This window comes from Burkholderia sp. LK4, from assembly GCF_001043615.1.
GTDB lineage: Bacteria > Pseudomonadota > Gammaproteobacteria > Burkholderiales > Burkholderiaceae > Burkholderia > Burkholderia cepacia.
On the sequence record NZ_LDUL01000006.1, the window covers coordinates 16,301 to 34,736 of the forward strand.

The following is an 18,436-nucleotide window of genomic DNA, read 5'->3' on the forward strand; positions in this document are numbered from 1 at the left end:
GACCAGCCGTGCTCGGATCTGGGCAACTTTAGATCTCGGAACATCGACGCTGGTACTGATGTATCCGCGTGTTCTGACCGTTCGTCTAGGTCGAGATGCATCTGCACGGTGGAGTGCAGCGCTGTGTACTTTTTTTGGGCCGTGCTTGGTTTGTCATCTCCAGGCACTTTGCGCGGCGGCGTATGCGGCCGCGCCTTTTTTCTACCAAGTGCTTGAACTTTGCCATTCAAGCCTATTGGTGCGCCACTCACGGCTGCCGCACCTCTTAATTCTCGCGAGTCGCGATGCAAACCACATTCACGAGAATCCAGAGAGTCACGGCGCTCGCCTGGAAATTATCGGTAACGGTCATTGCGAAAGCGGCGGCAAATGACATGCTGGAGTCGATTGCTCGATAGTGACACCAACGGACAGTGGGCGATCAGCAAGGTCGAAGCGAGGCGGGCAACAAGGGTGACTGCTTTTGACGCTTCGAAGCCGACGCATCCGCAGTAACGGTGGGCGCATATGTGTTTCGCAAGACCTGTAACTAGAAAAATTGAAGGAATTCAAATGTATTTTTTCCTGCGCTCGTTCGTGGTTATGGCAATGAGCATCACCATTCTGACTGGCTGCGCGAGCAACGTTACTCGCGATGCAGAGCGTTCCGGCTCCGTAACTGCCTCTACAGCTTCCGCGCACCTCAATGGCAGGCCCGTGCTCGTCAAGGTCACACTTAATGCGAATGCCCAGGAGGCGTTGAGGGACAACCCGGTATTCAGTACGGAAAAGCTTCAAGCCGAACTGGAAAATGTGTTGACCGCACACAAGCTCCTTGCCCAGAAGGATGATGGAAGCGCGATGCGGCTTAATGTTGAGCTCACGGGGATTCGTGCTCGCTCGAATTTGTCAGCCATCATGCTGGGGTTCCTGGCCGGCAACGACTTTATCGACGGCAAGGTGAGTCTTATCGATTCGCAAGGCCAGTCGGTCGACCATTTCAATGTGTCAACCTCGTATGCATTTGGTGGTCTCGCCGGCGGACAGGAGGATGTGCGCATGAACTGGCTTTACCGCAAGTTCGCGGAGAAGACACTCTCCGAACTGCAGCCCGAGTGACGAAGCATGTGCAGAGCCGTGCTGCGCGTGTTTTGTCTGCAGGGCTCTGCCATATAAGCTGGTAGCGACCCGACCGTACGTGTGGTGAGATGGTTGGCCGATGTCGCTCCCGAATCGGGAGATAGGATTGGCAGTGTGCGGTCGCGTTGCAGGGCAAGTCAGCGCATTGACCCGGCAGTTTGAGGCATTTGCGCGCGCGGCGCTGAGCCGAGCATCGACCGGTAATACTGGGCGTGCGGTGTGGGACATTGACGTCAACGATTTCCGAAGGTTGGGCAGCGAGCATATGAAGGCCGTGGAGGAATCTCAGGCTGAGATCGATCCGTCCAAGCTGACGCTTGGGCAGATCCTGAAGGCATTGAAGCCTGGCCATATCGTGGCAATTGCGACTGCGTTCGGTGCGATGCTGGGAGGCGCTTACCTCTACGGCAGGTACTTAGCAGAAGCAACCGATGCAGTAAAGCTGGCTGGTATCACCGCGGAGAACGGGCGATGTCAGGCAGAGTTGTCGGGGGCTAAACAGCAGGTTGCGGTGCTCACGCAATCCAACGCCCAACTGATTGGGTCCGCAAATGCCGAGAACGTTGAGATTGGTACTTTGCGGCAGAGACTGTTTGATGTGTCCGCGGCGAGCACGGGTCAGAAGAACTGCGACTTTATCCATGCTCAAATCAAAGATGCCGAGGACGCAATTGGTCGTCTGAATAGCCCGGATGTGTTCTCGGGCGGAGGGAATCCTGATGCGGAGGCGCGTATCAAGGCGCTGGATGGACGAATCGCGGCCTATCAAGCGCAGCTTGGAACCTGTGGTAGCAGCATGTCGACGGTTGGATCCGCACGATAGATTGGAATCGTTGAATGATCCTTGCGCGCGGCAGTGGCTGAGATACGATGACGCGAAGTGACAGGGACGGACGTTGAGCGATGCGTGTGTAGTCGAACGGTATTGGATACGTCGGCGCTGTGTTCGGCACGACGGTGCACGTCCGGCTCGATTGATTAAGGAGGGGCCATGGGTCTTCTGGATAAGTTGCTCGACAAAGCGCACGTATCCACAGCTGGGCAGCGCAAGGCCGTTTTTCGAGTACTGCTCGACGACGAAGGCAGAGTGCAGGATGTCGTCTTGAAGCTAAGCAGCGGGAACCCGGGGATTGACCAGCGGGGGCGAGCGAAGTTTATGAACATGCGGTTTCCGCCTGGACGGCTGGGTCCGAGTACCAAGAAGACTCGCCGCTGGCATGATTTTGCTTACTCAGGAGACGAAGGCGAATAGGATGTCGACGGTGCCATGCCCGTTGGACATCCCCGAAAAAATATCACGAAGCGGTGGCGCCCGCGTACTGCCTCACGATGGCGGTGCGGCATGTGCGTGCCACGGAAGTGCCGATTCTGTTCACGGTGCGACCCGCAGCTGCCGCCTCGAGACAAGACACAATCTCGAGGGCGCTCGCGCCGCAACGATGGTCGTCTCGACACGCGTATTTTCGTTCCGCTGTCTGCCCTCTTCGTGCCAACTCGTCGGAAATCCACTCGAACGCCGAACGGCTGTCGGCCGGACGCTCTGAAACCGGAAGCAACTGAATCATTTCGGCGATGGCTTCGTCGAACGCATAGAGTTTCAGTGTGTCCGTGACTTGCTTCAGCGTCTCGGGACAGCTCGTTTCGATGCTGGGGTTGGTTGCACCGTACCGGTTGGGCAGGTGACGGGTAATCGCGTCGATGAGATAGGCGATGTCAAAGTCGCGCCAGAATCGTGGATGAGGGTGGTACACATATTCGAGTGCGAGAAGCAGAATTGAGGGATTCACTTGGTCTTCAGCGACTCGACAATCGGACAAGTACGCGTACAAGGCGTCGACTGTTCCAGCATGATGTTCCGGAGAAGCTTCGACTTGCATGTGTCATTTCTCCAGGTTCGGTCTCCGGGGGCGCGGAAGTGCAACGAGTTCGTAGCGGAGAGCGGGTGCTGAGTATAGGAGCGCAACCTGTGCATGATTCGTCGCAATCTCGATGAATATGAAAAGACTTGTGGATCGGGGGTAACGGAAGATTGGTGTGGCCGGAAAGGGCGGATGGTTCTCCTTTCTTGGCAGCCGAGCTGCTGTCGTGTCCGGTCTATTTGGGGGGATATATCTAAAATGCTAAAGTTTGCAAATATTTTGCCGATGTAAGGGGATCGACAGCTATTGGTTCCCCCGGGCGAAAAGGGCTATGTTTCGCAGCATCTTTGCATGCTGAAGTGCAGCTCGGTTGACGAAGCTCTCCCAGTGCTCGCGTGTGTCAGAAACGCTGGGGCAATACCCCGTGAGTTCCTGGACTCGTCGAGACATACTGAATTTGGTAATGGCCGAAGGTATTTGTTTCGACTGGGGAAATTGCTCAAAGCAGGGAGCGGCCAGCTGTTATCGTTGCTGGAGTGTTCATGGAAGAGAAGGATTCGCGGTCGACTGGCATGGAGCGGTTCTTTGCTCCCCTTATAGGGCCAAGCTTCATTGACGCGCGTGTTCGGCGTCTGACGCGGCATACCGAAGATCTACCCGAGGTCAGCGCGCATTTTCTTTACCCGGCGTTCCAGAACGACCGACCCGCCATCGAGGCACTCGTCGATGCGCTGAAGTACTGCATATTGCCGTTCTGCACGACCAAAGAAGAGCTGGCGAAGGCGAAGCGGGCTGATGCGGCGTTTCCGTATGGGAGCCCGGAGATTCAGAGGTTACTCGAAACAGCCAAACGCCGATTCATGCGCGCTACCAAGTCCGGCGAGGGCGGTGAACTCTTGCTGTTCGCATTCATCGAGCATTTTCTCCAGGCTCCGATCATTCTTTCGAAGATGCGGTTGAAGACGAGCACCAGGATGCCAGTGCACGGTGCGGATGGCGTCCATGCTCGTTGGGATAGCAAGAACAACCGTCTGGTGATCATCTTCGGGGAGTCCAAGGTCCACGCATCGTGCTCCTCGGCGATTAAAGCCGCCGCGAAGTCTGTCGGAGATTTTGCGAACAATGTCGACGATCGCAAAACGTATGAACTGCAGCTCACGACGGATCATATCGACCTCGACGGCTTTCCGGAAGGGGCAAGGACGGAGCTGCTGCGCTACCTTCATCCATTTGCGACGCACGAGGCGAATCGGCGCGAAGACCGCTTCGCGATCCTCTTGGCCTACGAGAGCGCTGCATATGGGGAGCTCGAAGACGTTGATAGCGCAGAATTGGCATTCGCGGAACGTTATCGGGAAGATCTCGAACACGTGTTGCGGCATGCCAGGTCGCACCTGAAAGAGCACAAGGTCTCGCTCCGGCATGTAGATCTGTTTGTGTTTCCGTTGCCCAACGTCGGGCAGTTTCGGAAACAGTTCGAGGATGCACTTCGTGTCTGATTTTCGACTGCAACTCGCACGTGAGGTAGCCGGGCATCCGGACTTCAAGGTCGCGTACCAGGAATTGCAATGGCATAGCTTGGTTTCCTTGCTCGGTCGAAAAGCGAAACTCGATGCGGAGAAGTCTCGCAAGCTTGTGCAGTCAGCGTTGATTTTTGCGCAGAGCACCGACACGGACCTTCATATCGTTGCCCAAGATATCGCGTACTGCCTGGCTGCGTTGCAAATCTCGGCCGAGGCGAAAGCCATCTGCGCGCACATCCTTGCGACACTCGGCAACTTTCCGGCCGGCGACTTCGTTTCCGGTGTCGCGGCCGCGGTTGAATTCCTGCCATGGCAACTCGCTGCGTCCGAGACGGTGCGGCGCGACGCTAACTCGGTCGTGGTGAGAGGGGAGACGGTTCTCCTCACGGACTTCCAGCTGTCCGTGTGGAGAGAGTTGCACGAGCAACAGTACGTGAGCGTGAGCGCGCCGACGTCCTCCGGGAAATCGTTTGTCATTCAGACCTTCCTGAAGGACTTCATCTCGACATCGGACAGAAACTTGGATGTGGTCTACGTCGTGCCGTCAAGATCGTTGATCCACGAGGTCCAGGCGAACATGGCGCAAGAATTGCCGGACGTCGTGGTGCAGAGCACGCCGCGCGCGCCGATCGAGCACGCAGTCAGTCAGTCTCGGGTGTTCGTGTTCACGCAGGAGCGGCTGCGGACTGCACTTGAACAAGAGGATTTTGGGCTGGACATCCTCATCGTCGACGAGGCCCAGCAGATTGGCGACGGCGCACGAGGCATTCTTCTTCATAGCTGCCTCGAGGAGGTCATCAGGCGCTTCCCTGCGACCCAAATACTTCTCATCACACCCGGCGCGCAAAGTGGCGCACCGATCGGAAGGCTGCTGCAGCTGAGCGGGATGACGGACCTGCAGACTCATTTGAGGCCGGTGCGTCAGAACCTCATCTATGCTGACTTCGAGGAGGCAAGGAACGGGGATTATTTGTCGCTCTCCCTGCAACAGAAGGAAGGTGGGCGACTGCTCATTGGTCGCCTCACCGCCAATGCGTGCCACAGCGACTTCGAGCGGTTGATCGAGACGATCCGGTTGGTTCGCGACCGTGGGCAAAGTCTGGTCTACGCGTCGTCAAAAGCCCCTGCTGAGGCGACCGCGATTGCGCTGGCAACCCTGTCTGAAACGACTGAGGAGATGGACGCGCGGTTGGGTGAGCTGGCAGCGTTCATTCGTCGCCACGTTCATCCCGAATTTGTACTGGCTGACTGTGTGGAGCGCGGAGTCGGATTCCACTACGGGAACATGCCGACCAACATTACGAAGGCCCTTGAGGACTATTTCAGTAATGGCCTGCTTAACACGCTCGTTTGCACGTCGACGCTTCTTCAGGGGGTGAACCTCCCGGCGCGCAACATTTTCATCTGTAACCCGTACAAGGGGCACGGTGTTCCAATGAGCGTGGATGATTTCTGGAACCTCGCAGGCAGGGCTGGGCGCCTTCAGAAGGATACACACGGAAACGTGTTCCTCGTGAGTTACGACAAGTGGAAATCAAAGCCTGCGGATGAGAAGCCGGCAAGCAATGTGGTTCCAGCACTATCCAAGGCACTGACGACTGATCGGCGGCCTGTCGTGACCTATGCCGAAAACCCAGACCACACGTCCGGCAGCAAGAAGACGGCGTTTGCGGAGAGTGTCTTTTCACGTCTGCTGGTCGATGCGAAAAGTGGCGTGTTGATGGAGACCATCAAACACGCGGCCCCCGACGTAGCACATGGATCGGTAGCGAGGTTGATTAATGCCGTTGAGCGGTACGTCGATAAGGTGACGCTCCCGGTCAGTTTGCTCAAACGACACGGCATGATTTCTCCCGTTCGTCAGCAACAGATGTTCAATGTACTGCGCGCTGCGGTCGCAGATGGCCGAAAAGATGAGCTGGTCCCGCTCCACCCGATGGGAGGAAGTGAGGCCCGCGAACGTCTTGAGGTCATTCTTCAGCATATTCACAAGTACTTTGAAGGACGCGACAACAATGCGCATCGATTCTACGGCTGGTTCTCGCTCTCATGGATGGAGGGCCGGTCGCTTCGGGACATCATAGAAAACCAGCTCAGGTACGCGCGGGACAAGGCACAAAAAAATGGTCAGCGTCGGGAGGTCCCCGCAGGCGACATTATCAAGTATGTTCTGCGGGAGATCGAGGAGACGCTCCGATTCAAGTATGTCAAATTCCTGTCCTGCTACCTGGATCTGCTTCGTCATGCCCTGTTGGTGGAGGGAGAAGATGAAATCGATTTTCTGCCGATTCCTCTCTTTCTCGAGCTTGGGGCATGCTCAAAGACGATGGTGTCTTGCATGGATCTTGGCCTTTCCCGAATCGCCGCTCGCGAGGTGATGGACCTTCTGAAAAGCAAGGACCTCAACACCGTGATTGTGCGAAGGAGGCTGTCACTGATGCCGACTAGGGCGCGCAACGAGCTCTCGCCACTTGTCGTGCGCGAAATCCAGCGCCTCAAGTTGTGGCAGCGTTAATCTTATCGGTAGCTCGCCAGAAGGAGTTGCGAACCCGTATGGTTTTGTGGTGTCCATGCGGCACAGATTGCACAAGTAAAGCATGAATCGAAAGGCAATAATCGCTTGAAAGTGTTCGAATTGCGAGGGAAATGGTGAAGGGTGAAGAGTATATTGTCTATTTGATTTTGGACGAGAATGAGGTGGCTCTTTATGTTGGGGTGACAAAGCGGAAGCATGAACGTCTGACGCGTGAGCATTTCACGCCGAGCGGCCACGTCGACCAGGAATGTTATCGTGACGCGAGCTTCATTCTCTACGCCGAATGCGCATCCAAGGACGATGCGATGGCTCGAGAGAAATACCTGATTAAGACACTTCATCCTCGCTTCAACGAAAAGCACAATAAACCCGGGATATTTTCATTCGAGATTTCTTTCGATTGGAAATATATGCCGATTGACAAGTCGCGGCTCAATACGCAGCGGCCTCCGCGCAAGCGCCAGGCCCAGGCCGGCGGGGACCTCAGGACGCTGTCCTTTGAAGCGGCAAAGCGCTCGCTGGGAGTGCAGCTGTCGTTCGATTGCTCGCCGGCAGTCATCGAAGGCCCGGGGACTGGGCTCATCTGGCTTGACGGGGAGAGGTTGCACGGGATTGTCGACGCTGCTTGGGCCGAGCTGGGATCGCCGGGAGCGCTGTGGGGAGGTCCGGTTGCGCACTTCGTTTGCAAGATCCTTTCGCGACAGGACTGGGTCGGTCATACCGAATACTCGTCGGGACTCGAAGACGACGAAATGTGGGCGAGGAGTCCTTCCCTCTACACCTGGGGTGATCTAGCGGGACGAGTTCCTTGGCTCCTAGTCCAGGGGAACGAGGAGGTGCGGAACGTGTTCGCTGCGTGTGTTCGGCCGTGGCAAGTCGAGGCACGCCTTCGAAGTCTGATTGGTACCTTGGCGACGAGTTTCGGCGTCTCGGAGCGCCTGTTCAATTGGCGTGACCGCTATATTTTGGATCTGATCTATCTCCGAGAGGTACTCGAGACGGGAGCTCGGATCGGTGAACGATATGTCGTCTTGACCAATAACCTCGAGCGCAACCTCATGCATGACTGGTTTTGTCATCAATCTGGGGCAGCAGGCTACAAGAATTTTGTTTCCGGGGTGTCCGTTGAGCCGAACCAGTCGCACCCTATGACGATCAGGGGTGCCGGCGGAAAGCGCGATGAGCTGGAAACTCGCTGGTATCGAGAGGTATTTCCCGTTGGTAGGCGGGCAGCTGATCAGCTCAACCGGACTGTGTGGGTCTATCCACTGGCTGCGATTGATGAACTACAGCACGTGCTGGATATTGAACTCAGGCGTCTCCAGGATGGGGCGACTGATGTTCTCTACCACGGTGAGCCGTTTACCTTCGAGAACTACTACGACACTTGCCCAACCGCGAGAGCGGAATCACCAAAGCCACTTTTGCTAGAGTGAGCTCACGATGAGCCGAGTGGACGGAATTCGCCCCAACCGTTGCGAGACTGTTCGACGGGCAACCATGCGGGAAACGCTAATCAGCAGGCACCGGTAGCCTGACACCGAAGGTATAGCTTTCGAGGCGAATATTGCATCGTAATATAATCACAAGTCGGACTACCAAAACTAGGCAGGACGGAACAGTTCGAAGAAACGAGTGAGACCAAGACCATGAGCCGCAAGGCAAAAAAATCCGGGGCAGGGGCAGGCACGCTTGTGGCAGCTCTTTTGTTGGCAATCGTTCTGGCGCCGAAAGGGGGCTGGACGGTGTTCTTTTTGGTTGTTCTTGTATGCGTAGCGATTTCTGCCCTTACGAAGAAGAAGGCACCGCCGACAGTAGTGAGTTCGAGCTCGACGGAGTCGCAACCTACCCGGCCAGTGGAGACCATGCCGCGTACTACATCTGAGACCCGGTCGAAGCAAGATGACGAATTTCTGACAGTAACGCTGTCGGATGACTCAAAAACTGCATCTTATCGAATCGTACCCGCGACTTTCGCGTCTTCGCCGGATGTTCGCTGGATTGGGCAAGGTGAGGCGGTAGATGTCGCCGGAACGAAAATTACCGGGGGTATGTTCTTTTTCGGCAAACCGCGGCGCGGCGACGGGCACCGCAGTATTGATGCTTGCGTTGTTGCTCCGAACGCAAATGTGGCAACGGTGGGCGGTGAAAGCTCAGCTGGTTCCGAAGACTATTGGGTCACTTATAACTCGTTTACTGCTTCGCAGCGGCGAACTTACATCCAATGGCTGGCGTCTGACCGTACCGATCCACAACTGCACCGGAGCTTTGTGCAGTTCTATGTGTATGGACTCGAGCGTCGTGTTCTCGTGGATGGGATGCAGGGTAGCGTCGACAAGAGAGAGCTCGACGCTATCGCAACTGAGCTGCGGCGCCTGAAAACGATCTATTCGAGTTCGCTTTCAGCGACCAGTATTAATAGCTTGCTTGAGTTCATTGCAGTGCAGTCGGTTCATCCTCAGCGCCAGTACGAACAGAAGCCGGGTCCAGTCAGCAACTTATTCGAAGTGCCGTTGAGCGTACGCGTGGCGTTTGGTCAGGCTTCACTGGACAAGGTGCCCGTTCCTGTTACGTGGGCCTTGGCCTGGGTTCTAGGCGACGGCGCCGTCAATAAACGCACGCCGGTGTATCGTTGCGAACGCGAATTCCGACGGTTGTTCGAGCGGAAGTACGTAGAGAAATATCGCGATGGCATGAAGCTGCCCACGAACAAGACCAAGCTTCGACCGCCATCGCACACGCTGTTCTATGCGCTCCAAGATATTTCGTATCCCGACTACATTACCTCTCTGCCTGACATCTCGGCCGTAACTGGGCCGAGAAACAAGCTGCAGGAGCTGGTGTATGAGTGCAGCGACGCGCTGGACGCCTACAGCAGATTCTTGGGGCGGAATCCGGATGCGGAGGGCGCACTGGAAGGTGCGCTTTTGCTCCCGGCCGAACTGTGGCCGGAAAGTGTCCAACGCGAACTCAAATCGCTTGTGTCAATGGTTGCCAGGGATACGGTCGTGACAACCTTTGGGAGTCTGTTCGATAGGTTCAAGGCAACAGGGAATCTCACACGCGACAAGCTGTCGTCCTTTGCTCGTGTATTGGGAGAGGCGGGTGTTGCGATGGAGCCAGACGCGCGAATTTCGGGACGCACACCGAAACCCGCAGATGCTGTCGCGTTGTACGCGACGTTGCCTAGCAACTCAACGAATCTCGTGGACGAGACATATCTCACGTTTGCGCTGATGGTTGATGTGGCGGCTTCTATTGCGATGGCGGACGGGCGCGCAACGGAGTCCGAGATCGCGTTTATCCATCGACAAATTGAATCCTGGTCGCAGATGACGTCTCGTCAACAGAGCCGTCTCAAGGCTCGCGTCCAAGTACAGATCGCTCAACCAGTCACGCTGGTGGCCCTCAAAAAGAGACTCGAACCGCTGTCGGCAGACGCAAAGCATTCTCTCGCGACGTTGTTGGTGCAGACAGCAAACGCAGATGGCGTCGTATCTCCCGCCGAAGTCAAATTGCTCGAAAAGCTGTACCAGACGCTTGGTCTCGACCCGCAACGGCTGTATAGCGATCTTCACGGCAATGGTGTCGCTGCAGCCCCGAACTCACCCGGTATTTCGACCAACGCCAACAGAGTGGAATCAGGTTCGCCGTCGGCCTTCACGCTCAACACCGCTCGAATCGAAGCGCTCCAGAAGGAGACTGCTAAGGTTTCCGCGATGTTGTCCGACGTCTTTGCAGGAGAGGAACCTGTCGTCGAAGCAGTCCCGGAGACATCCGAGGCGTCGGAGGCGACGCCGGCATCCCGTGGACTACTCGGGTTGGACGACGCGCACTCGACCCTTCTTCGATTGCTTCTAACGAGGCCCAAATGGACGCGTGCCGAGTTGGTGGATGCAACCTCTGATCTCGACATGATGCTGGATGGCGCCATTGAACAGGTTAATGAAGCTGCACTCGACCATTGGGACGAACCGCTCATTGACGGGGATGACCCACTCGAAATCAATCAGGATCTTGCACAACGGTTAACCGCATGACAACAATTCGTCCCAAAGACCGCGACGCGGTGCTTCAGTCACTCCGCGCGGGCGTCGTTCCGCGAGTCGGCCAGCATCTGATTCAGGTCGGCCGCCAAAAGGAGCTCGATGCTTTGATCCAGGACATCGGGCGCGTCGCTGACGGCGGCTCGAGCTTCCGCTTGGTCGTCGGCGAATATGGCGCCGGCAAGACTTTCTTCCTGAACCTCGTCCGAGCCATTGCCCTCGAGAAGAAACTCGTGACGGTCCACGCCGACCTGAATCCAGACCGACGACTGCACGCATCAGGCGGGCAAGCGCGATCGTTGTACGCAGAGCTTGCGAAGAACATCGCGACGCGGACAAAGGCCGACGGCGGCGCGATGGCCGGAATCGTTGAGAAATTCATCGGCCAGGCAAAAACCGAAGCAAAGGCGGCTGGGCGGTCAAGCGAGGAGGTTATCCGGGCACAACTCAACCAGTTGACCGAGATGGTCAACGGATATGACTTCGCTGACGTCATCGCTGCGTATTGTCGCGGATTCGAGGAGGGAAATGAGCAACTGAAGGGCGATGCCATTCGTTGGTTGAGAGGAGAGTTCACCACCAAGACCGACGCGCGAGCGGCGCTTGGCGTGCGTACCATCATCGACGATGCCTCGGTCTACGACCAACTGAAGCTGATGGCGCGTTTCGTGAGGCTTGCAGGCTATAGCGGTTTGCTGGTGTGTCTCGATGAGCTGGTCAATCTCTATAAGCTCGCCAACGTCCAGGCTCGCAACTCGAACTACGAGCAAATCCTGCGGATCCTCAACGACTCTCTCCAGGGCTCGGCGGAAGGATTGGGGTTTGTCCTGGGCGGAACACCTGAATTCCTGCTTGATACGAAGCGGGGACTGTACAGCTACACCGCGCTCCAGTCGCGTCTTGCTGAGAACACCTTTGCGACAAGTGGCTTCGTTGATTACACGGGTCCTGTCATTCGGCTTGCAAGTCTCACGCCCGAGGATTTCTATGTCCTGCTGGACAAGATTCGCCTTGTTCATGCGTTTGGAGACGAGGCGAAGGCACAACTGCCGGCAGACGCGATCGCGGCGTTCATGGCTCATTGCGCGATGCGTCTCGGAGACCAGTACTTCCGCACACCGCGGACCACGATTACTGCCTTTATCAATCTCTTGGCCGTGCTGGAGCAGAATCCGACGGCAGACTGGCGACTGCTTATTGGGGCACTCGAGGTCGAGAAGGATACGGGGGGGATGGGCGATGTAGCGGTTGAGGGTGATGATGAGTTCGCAAGCTTCCGCCTCGGCTGATTCCAGAAGCTTCGACCTGCTCCACGAAAAGATCCGCAAATGGATTTGGCGGGAGGGGTGGACCGAGTTGCGCGACGCGCAGGAGCGCGCTGTTCCTGCGCTGATTGAGGCTGACCGCGACACTATCATTGCGGCACAGACTGCGGCCGGGAAGACAGAGGTAGCGTTTCTTCCGATTTTGTCAAACCTGCTGCGCGAGTCGCCCTGCAGTGGGTCGGTGCTTTACGTGAGTCCTCTTAAGGCGCTCATCAATGACCAATGGTCACGCCTGGACAATCTCTGTGAGGAACTGGACATCCCCGTCGTTGGGTGGCACGGTGACGTGTCCAGCAGTCGTAAGCGGCAATTCTTCAAGAATCCGACGGGTGTTCTCCTGATAACTCCCGAGTCGTTGGAAGCGATGTTCGTCAACCGCGGGTCGTCGATCGAGGCGACATTCGCTTTTCTGCGCTACGTCGTGGTCGACGAGCTGCACGCGTTTATTGGTTCCGAACGGGGAAAGCAACTCCAGTCGCTCATGTATCGTGTCCAGCGTGCATGCGGCCGGACGGTGCCTCGCGTCGGGTTGTCAGCGACTTTAGGTGACATGCAGCTCGCTGCTCGATTCTTGCGGCCAGGTGGGGCGTCGGCTGTTGAAATTATTGAATCAAAGAGCACCAGCCAGGAGCTGAAGGTCGTCGTTAAGGGATTCGTGAATCGGCCACCGCGCGTTGAGCTCGAGCCCGAGTTGGATAACCCTGAACTGGAGGATGCGGTCTCCGGCGGTATCGTCGATGTGGCCAACCAGCTATATCGGTCATTGCGGGGATCCAACAATCTGATCTTTCCGAACAGCCGCAGGCAAGTCGAAACGTATGCCGACTTGCTGCGTCGCGCATGCGAGCGCGATGGATATCCGAACGAGTTCTGGCCGCACCATGGGAGCCTCTCGAAGGAATTGCGAGAGGATACCGAGCGTGCGTTGAAGGAGGGTGACAGACCTGCCAGCGCCGTCTGCACAACAACCCTCGAACTTGGGATCGATATTGGCTCGGTGAAGAGCATTGCGCAGATTGGTGCTCCGCCCTCGGTAGCAAGTCTGCGTCAGCGTCTGGGACGTTCAGGTCGGCGGAAGGGGGAGCCTTCCATCCTTCGTGGCTACTGTATCGAATCTGAGCTAACACCACAGTCCGATTTTTCAGATCGAATACGCGAAGGTCTGGTTCAGTCGGTTGCTATGGTGCATCTGCTCATGCGGAAGTGGTTCGAGCCACCACGAATCGGCGGTCTCCATGCGTCAACCCTCATTCAGCAAATTCTTTCAATCATTGCCGAGCGCGGTGGGTGCACTGCAGGCTATTTGTGGAGCAGTCTTGTCGCGAGCGGTACGTTCGACGCATTTGATAAGGCGACGTTCACGGAGATCCTGCTTCATCTTGGCACGATCGACCTCATTGTGCAGTCATCAAATGGCTTGCTGCTGCACGGCGAAGCCGGCGAGAAGTTGGCCAACCACTATGAGTTCTACTCTGCGTTCGCGACTGACGAAGAGTTCCGCCTGGTTGCCAAAGGGCGCCAACTCGGCAGCCTGCCAGTTGCTCATCCTCTGACAATCGGGCAGGGATTGATTTTCGCAGGGCGGCGCTGGCGCGTCCAGGAAGTGGATCAAGACAGCAAGACCATCTACGTGTTGCCTGATCACGGGGGAGCTCCGCCGCAGTTTGACGGCAACAGTGCAATGGTCCATGACGAAGTCCGACGTGAAATGCGACGTGTCCTCGCAAGTGATGAGCCGGAGCTCATGCTGGATATACGAGGGCGTGAGCTGCTGCAAGAGGCGCGTCGTTATTATGCCGATGCGTCGTTGGCTTCCGCGATGTTCGTACCGGAGGGCGCGGCAGTGCACATTGTCACGTGGTGCGGCGATTGGGTGAACGATGCGCTGGCGCTACTGCTCAAGGCATGCAAACTTGATGCTTTCAACGGTGGCGTGGTTGTCAGTGTCACCAACGCAGGCGTGGATCGTCTGGTTGATGTCTTGGGCGAGATCGGTGGGTGGGATGGCAAGACAGTGTTGAACTCGCTCGGGAAGATTGAGAATCTCGAACAAGAAAAATGGGACTGGGCGCTGCCTGAGGACGTCCGGCGCCGAGCATTTGCATCGACGCATCTGGACATTGAAGGTGCTCTGTCGTTTGCCAGAGCGGCGGGCGGGGCAGTTCGACGAGAGAATGGTAGCGAGTCTTGCAAAAACTAGCGTATTGAGGCTAATGCCAAGCACCGTCGAAGTGCGACCCTGTATACAACATGTCCGACGAGCTCGGAATGATTGGTTTGCTGAATTTTGCAAGAGTAGGAGCGTTGGGTGAATAGGTGGGACGTTGCTAGTGACATCTGCCGAGCCGCCTATAAGCCTGTGACCTGAGGGTTGTTTAGCCACCTCATCGAGACAGAGAAATGTACGAACGAGAATTTATCGTCTACGAGAACCGATTTGGCGTGGGGCGTCGAACCCACATCGTATGCATTCAGTCGCTGCCAGATAGTTATGTGGCAACAGCCTATCAAGTCTTGGAGGGTGGTTTCCGTGTTCCATTGAAGCTTAGCGAACGTGATGTGCAGGTCCCGGCCGATACGTTTTATCGGTTCCGCCGTCTCGTTCGACGTGAGCTAGCCAAGCGTGCAATGCAGAATCTTCAGGATGGCGACTATCTACCCGCCAGCGAAGCAACGGGTTCATTGGAATTGAAGATCAGCGCGAACCTGACTGGTTACATCGATCGCGGCCCGCGTAGTTCGGTTGATAATATGAATGATTGGAGTGAGGTTTTTGACTTGCTCCAGACGCCGTCTCTTTTGTTCGAATGTAACCTGCAGCCACGAGCAGGGATGCCATCATGCTGCACCGTTACGTTGATCTCAACGCTTGGCGGGTATGCAGCCCGAGTATCCTGCACGATATCGAAGGCAGACCTGCTCTGGGGAAGGCAGATGCCGTTAATTTCAATCCCTCCGAGACATGAATTGGTGGACGCGGCGGAGTTCTATCAGGATCGGTTCAAGTATCGCGAGGGATTTGTTCGGGAGGTGGAGCAAGCAATTGCTGGCGGGCGCTTTGTGCCGATCTCATCTTACTCAGGAGCCTTTGAAGGCCACGAAGATTTTGATTGGACGCTCAACGCAGACCTTAATAAGGAGCAATGGCCTAACGGATACCCTACGCCCTCGATGGACGATCTCTCGAATTGGAGGGGGTGATGAGGATAATGTTTCTTGCAGATGGATATCATGGAATAATTAGCCGTTTGCTTGCGGAATCCAGTGGAGTTTCTTACTTTGCTCACATGTTGAGTCCAAATCCTGAGCTCATTAACCGTGATATGGATGAGGAGGTGTGGGAGGGAATCAGAAAAGTATACACGCAGGGGATTTTGGAAAGATGTCATTTGGCATGTATTACGTCGCTGGCAAGAGCGGATCGATGGCTTCAGTCGGTGCGAGTTGAGATGGCAAGCGGAAACGTATTGGGATTTTCTGCAGCTCTGAGAGGATTTCTTGAAGCTGCTGCAGATTCTCATGATGTGATGAAAATTTTGCCGACTTCAATTCACAAGTTGTTCCCATATCTATATCTTGTGTTCTCTGACTCGGTTGAGGTTAAAAATATTAATCTCTTGATGGGTGAGTTGGAGGATAGGTTGATACATTATGCTTATGCAAGAAGGTTGCATAAGGGTGAAGAGCATCTTCCGCATCATGGGCATAAATCTAATGCGGATTATATTGAAAAATTCGAGACATTCGGCGTGCCAGGGGCGAAAAATCTGTACGCAGAACTGTGCGAATTGACACATCCCGCATCTTCGTCGGTATCTTGTTTTTATAGGGAATCCGAGGATTCGATTGTGCTTGATTTCAATCGGGACGTGGAGATAATAAAAGGGATATTGACAAGATTTGATGAGACGGTGGAGAGGCTGGTGCAGTTTTCAATCAATCCCGCTTTGATAGGATTGAGCTATTTGCATCGACTGTTTGATGAGTGGCCGGGCCCCGCAGATGAGGAGGTTGGTAGGCTTGGAACGGTAGAGCAACGACTGTCAGAAATTGATGGTTTTGTTTCCGCGTATAAATTAGGGCAGGTAGATCACGTCATGCTCCAAAAGGCGCTTACTTAGATGTTGTTCTTCGCGCAATAGTCAGAGATTGTGAATCCATGAATTGCTGCGCCTGCGGGCATTTTATCGACGAGTGTATGTATATGACTCGAAAACAAATGGGGCCAGATAATTATAAGTAGGGCTGACCGCATTCCTTGCATGTGGAGGGCGTAATGCTGTATAAAAATACAGGTAACGAACCGCAGCGGAGGTCGTCGTGTCTGGCTACATCTTTGTTTCGCCTAGATCTGACCCCGGAATGGGGCGCCCGTTGACCGACCCGATACTGCGGGCGGGCGTACGTCCGACGATGGGAACGTGTCGCCCCGACCTGCGGCGCCTTGTCCAACTGGGCGGCGAGATATTCGTGATCAGCGGGAGCATGGGTAAGTCGGTCAAGCAGTATGTTGTCGGCGGTTTTGAGGTCGACAGCAAGTTGGAAAGCCAGCTCGCTGCATATGACCAATTCCCGGAAAACCGACTGCAGTTCGATGAGAGCGGACGGCGTCAGGGAAACATCATCGTGACGGCCGATGGCGAGCACGATCCCCGGGACGACCATACAAACTTCGACCGGCGGATTCGTAACTACCTCGTTGGGACGAACCCGGTGATTCTGGAGACCGCAGAAGAAGTGGCGTCGGGGCGCGAGCATTCGCTGAGGATCTTGGCCGAGGTATTTGATCGGCCGCATGCGCGGAGTGTACGAGAGATTGTTGGGCGGATGCGTAAGCTATCCGACGCGCAAGCCGATCGACTTCGCTGCGCTTTGCTGGAACTGAAAAGTGAGGTTCGATAGTGCTCAACATCGCAGAGCACCTTCGCAGCCGGCAGCTAACCTGGGAGAAGGTTGCTGAGAGCGCCGGCATATCCACTGCGCGACTACATGACGTCGCGGGTGGCGCCGACGCGTCTTTGGGCGAAATGCGCCGGATTGCCAAGGCTTTGCGGGTGCCGGTTTCCGCTGTCCTCGAGGAAACCGCTGCAGAACCCATCAAGTTATTGTTCCGGCAGACCATCGGGCAGCGAACCGCGGATCTATCGTCATCGGTCGAGATACTGGCGGGTCAAATTCAAGACGCTTTGTCGATCGCGAGGGATCTTCCTCCGAATACGGGGTGGCTAGACGCGTTTCGAGGCATGCATGTCTCGTTGGGCTCCGCTGAACGTTTTGCCGATCTGTTTCGCAGCACGTTTGCCGGTCTTGGTGACACGGAGCCTTTTCTCACGTTGCCAAGCGTCGTAGAAAGCTTGAATGTGCACGTGCTGTATGCACGAGACGCAAGTATCGAGGGCGTATCCGCAATTGTTGAGGGCCATGCATTCATCATTGTCGGTGCCCGGACGTTCAAGCCGCGGACGTTTTTCACTATCGCCCACGAGCTTGGGCACCTGGTAGCGCATCATTCGCGTCGAGATTCGGGCTATGTCATGCTCGACGGCGAACAAGACGTTGGAAGCATTGACCATACGCCTCGCCGTGCCGAAGAGCAGTTTGCTGATGCATTTGCTTCTAGCCTGGTGTTGCCTCGACATGGGGTGTTGCAAGCATTGTCTGCTATTCGCAAGCACTTCGATGCGAGCGGCCCGCTGGGTGATGTAGAAATCCTGTCACTCGCGCGGTTCTATGGCGTGAGCTTCGAAGTGGCGGCACGTCGATGTGAGCAATTGGATTTGTTGCCTGCGCGCGGAGCCCGTGCACTGTATCAGCAGCTTGTCGATGCATTTGGTAACCCGGAGCGACGCGCGGACAGCTTGGAACTCGCTGCGCGAGAGGATTTCGAGATTGCCACGTCTCCGAGTTTGCTCGAGGCCGCAGGAAACCTGATAAGAGCGGGCACCCTTTCTCTCGGGCGCGCCGCTGAATTGCTCAACGTACCCGCATCAACGCTGTTTGCTGTCAATGCGAGTACCCGCGAGTGATA

At 55.8% G+C, this 18,436-nt stretch carries 14 protein-coding genes; 13 read left to right on the forward strand and 1 reads right to left on the reverse strand.

What is annotated here, in order from left to right; genetic code table 11:
- Nucleotides 1–552: 552 nt before the first annotated feature.
- The 3 genes from VK92_RS01940 to VK92_RS01950 all read left to right on the forward strand — a co-directional run bounded on the left by VK92_RS01940 (nt 553) and on the right by VK92_RS01950 (nt 2,371).
- A complete protein-coding gene (locus VK92_RS01940) occupies nt 553–1,098 on the forward strand; it encodes a DUF4410 domain-containing protein (protein WP_048028797.1) in 546 nt (181 codons plus the stop codon).
- A 100-nt stretch (nt 1,099–1,198) separates the two neighbouring features.
- Nucleotides 1,199–1,942, forward strand: coding sequence for a hypothetical protein (locus tag VK92_RS01945; RefSeq protein WP_131723331.1), 744 nt, complete (start codon nt 1,199–1,201; stop codon nt 1,940–1,942).
- A 168-nt stretch (nt 1,943–2,110) separates the two neighbouring features.
- Nucleotides 2,111–2,371, forward strand: coding sequence for an energy transducer TonB (locus VK92_RS01950; RefSeq protein ID WP_048028800.1), 261 nt, complete (start codon nt 2,111–2,113; stop codon nt 2,369–2,371).
- A 43-nt stretch (nt 2,372–2,414) separates the two neighbouring features.
- On the opposite strand, the gene VK92_RS01955 is transcribed toward VK92_RS01950, so the two are convergent.
- The gene (locus VK92_RS01955; protein WP_048028801.1) at nt 2,415–2,996 is read right to left on the reverse strand and encodes a hypothetical protein; all 582 of its coding nucleotides are present in this window, start codon (nt 2,994–2,996) and stop codon (nt 2,415–2,417) included.
- 524 nt (nt 2,997–3,520) lie between these two features.
- Here VK92_RS01955 and VK92_RS01960 point away from each other — a divergent pair.
- The 10 genes from VK92_RS01960 to VK92_RS02005 all read left to right on the forward strand — a co-directional run bounded on the left by VK92_RS01960 (nt 3,521) and on the right by VK92_RS02005 (nt 18,434).
- A complete protein-coding gene (locus VK92_RS01960; RefSeq protein ID WP_048028802.1) occupies nt 3,521–4,477 on the forward strand; it encodes a HamA C-terminal domain-containing protein in 957 nt (318 codons plus the stop codon).
- Nucleotides 4,470–7,016: a DEAD/DEAH box helicase gene (locus tag VK92_RS01965; protein ID WP_165589147.1), complete on the forward strand. Its 2,547-nt coding sequence runs from the start codon at nt 4,470–4,472 to the stop codon at nt 7,014–7,016. The genes VK92_RS01960 and VK92_RS01965 overlap by 8 nt, the downstream gene beginning before the upstream one ends.
- 131 nt (nt 7,017–7,147) lie before the next feature.
- Nucleotides 7,148–8,473 (forward strand): GIY-YIG nuclease family protein, encoded by a 1,326-nt coding sequence (locus VK92_RS01970; protein WP_048028806.1) that lies wholly within the window; start codon nt 7,148–7,150, stop codon nt 8,471–8,473.
- Between the two features lie 213 nt (nt 8,474–8,686).
- Nucleotides 8,687–11,077: a tellurite resistance TerB family protein gene (locus VK92_RS01975; RefSeq protein WP_082163812.1), complete on the forward strand. Its 2,391-nt coding sequence runs from the start codon at nt 8,687–8,689 to the stop codon at nt 11,075–11,077.
- On the forward strand, nt 11,074–12,372 hold the full coding sequence (locus VK92_RS01980; protein WP_048028808.1) for an ATP-binding protein: 1,299 nt from the start codon (nt 11,074–11,076) through the stop codon (nt 12,370–12,372). The genes VK92_RS01975 and VK92_RS01980 overlap by 4 nt, the downstream gene beginning before the upstream one ends.
- Nucleotides 12,344–14,608, forward strand: coding sequence for a DEAD/DEAH box helicase (locus VK92_RS01985; protein ID WP_048028865.1), 2,265 nt, complete (start codon nt 12,344–12,346; stop codon nt 14,606–14,608). Before VK92_RS01980 ends, VK92_RS01985 begins: the two co-directional genes overlap by 29 nt.
- Before the next feature lie 200 nt (nt 14,609–14,808).
- A complete protein-coding gene (locus VK92_RS41445; protein ID WP_131723332.1) occupies nt 14,809–15,609 on the forward strand; it encodes a hypothetical protein in 801 nt (266 codons plus the stop codon).
- An 8-nt stretch (nt 15,610–15,617) separates the two neighbouring features.
- Complete coding sequence (locus tag VK92_RS41450) at nt 15,618–16,529, forward strand: hypothetical protein (RefSeq protein ID WP_131723333.1); 912 nt, start codon at nt 15,618–15,620, stop codon at nt 16,527–16,529.
- A 199-nt stretch (nt 16,530–16,728) separates the two neighbouring features.
- A complete protein-coding gene (locus VK92_RS02000; protein ID WP_131723334.1) occupies nt 16,729–17,310 on the forward strand; it encodes a hypothetical protein in 582 nt (193 codons plus the stop codon).
- Nucleotides 17,310–18,434, forward strand: coding sequence for a helix-turn-helix domain-containing protein (locus VK92_RS02005; RefSeq protein ID WP_048028814.1), 1,125 nt, complete (start codon nt 17,310–17,312; stop codon nt 18,432–18,434). The genes VK92_RS02000 and VK92_RS02005 overlap by 1 nt, the downstream gene beginning before the upstream one ends.
- The last annotated feature ends 2 nt before the right edge of the window (nt 18,435–18,436 follow it).

Excerpts from the sequence above, each read along its gene's own strand:
- VK92_RS01940 (WP_048028797.1), top strand. The coding sequence starts at position 553 with ATGTATTTTTTCCTGCGCTCGTTCGTGGTTATGGCAATGAGCATCACC.
- VK92_RS01945 (WP_131723331.1), top strand. The coding sequence starts at position 1,199 with ATGTCGCTCCCGAATCGGGAGATAGGATTGGCAGTGTGCGGTCGCGTT.
- VK92_RS01950 (WP_048028800.1), top strand. The coding sequence starts at position 2,111 with ATGGGTCTTCTGGATAAGTTGCTCGACAAAGCGCACGTATCCACAGCT.
- VK92_RS01955 (WP_048028801.1), bottom strand. The coding sequence starts at position 2,996 with ATGCAAGTCGAAGCTTCTCCGGAACATCATGCTGGAACAGTCGACGCC.
- VK92_RS01960 (WP_048028802.1), top strand. The coding sequence starts at position 3,521 with ATGGAAGAGAAGGATTCGCGGTCGACTGGCATGGAGCGGTTCTTTGCT.
- VK92_RS01970 (WP_048028806.1), top strand. The coding sequence starts at position 7,148 with ATGGTGAAGGGTGAAGAGTATATTGTCTATTTGATTTTGGACGAGAAT.
- VK92_RS01975 (WP_082163812.1), top strand. The coding sequence starts at position 8,687 with ATGAGCCGCAAGGCAAAAAAATCCGGGGCAGGGGCAGGCACGCTTGTG.
- VK92_RS01980 (WP_048028808.1), top strand. The coding sequence starts at position 11,074 with ATGACAACAATTCGTCCCAAAGACCGCGACGCGGTGCTTCAGTCACTC.
- VK92_RS01985 (WP_048028865.1), top strand. The coding sequence starts at position 12,344 with ATGAGTTCGCAAGCTTCCGCCTCGGCTGATTCCAGAAGCTTCGACCTG.
- VK92_RS41445 (WP_131723332.1), top strand. The coding sequence starts at position 14,809 with ATGTACGAACGAGAATTTATCGTCTACGAGAACCGATTTGGCGTGGGG.
- VK92_RS41450 (WP_131723333.1), top strand. The coding sequence starts at position 15,618 with ATGTTTCTTGCAGATGGATATCATGGAATAATTAGCCGTTTGCTTGCG.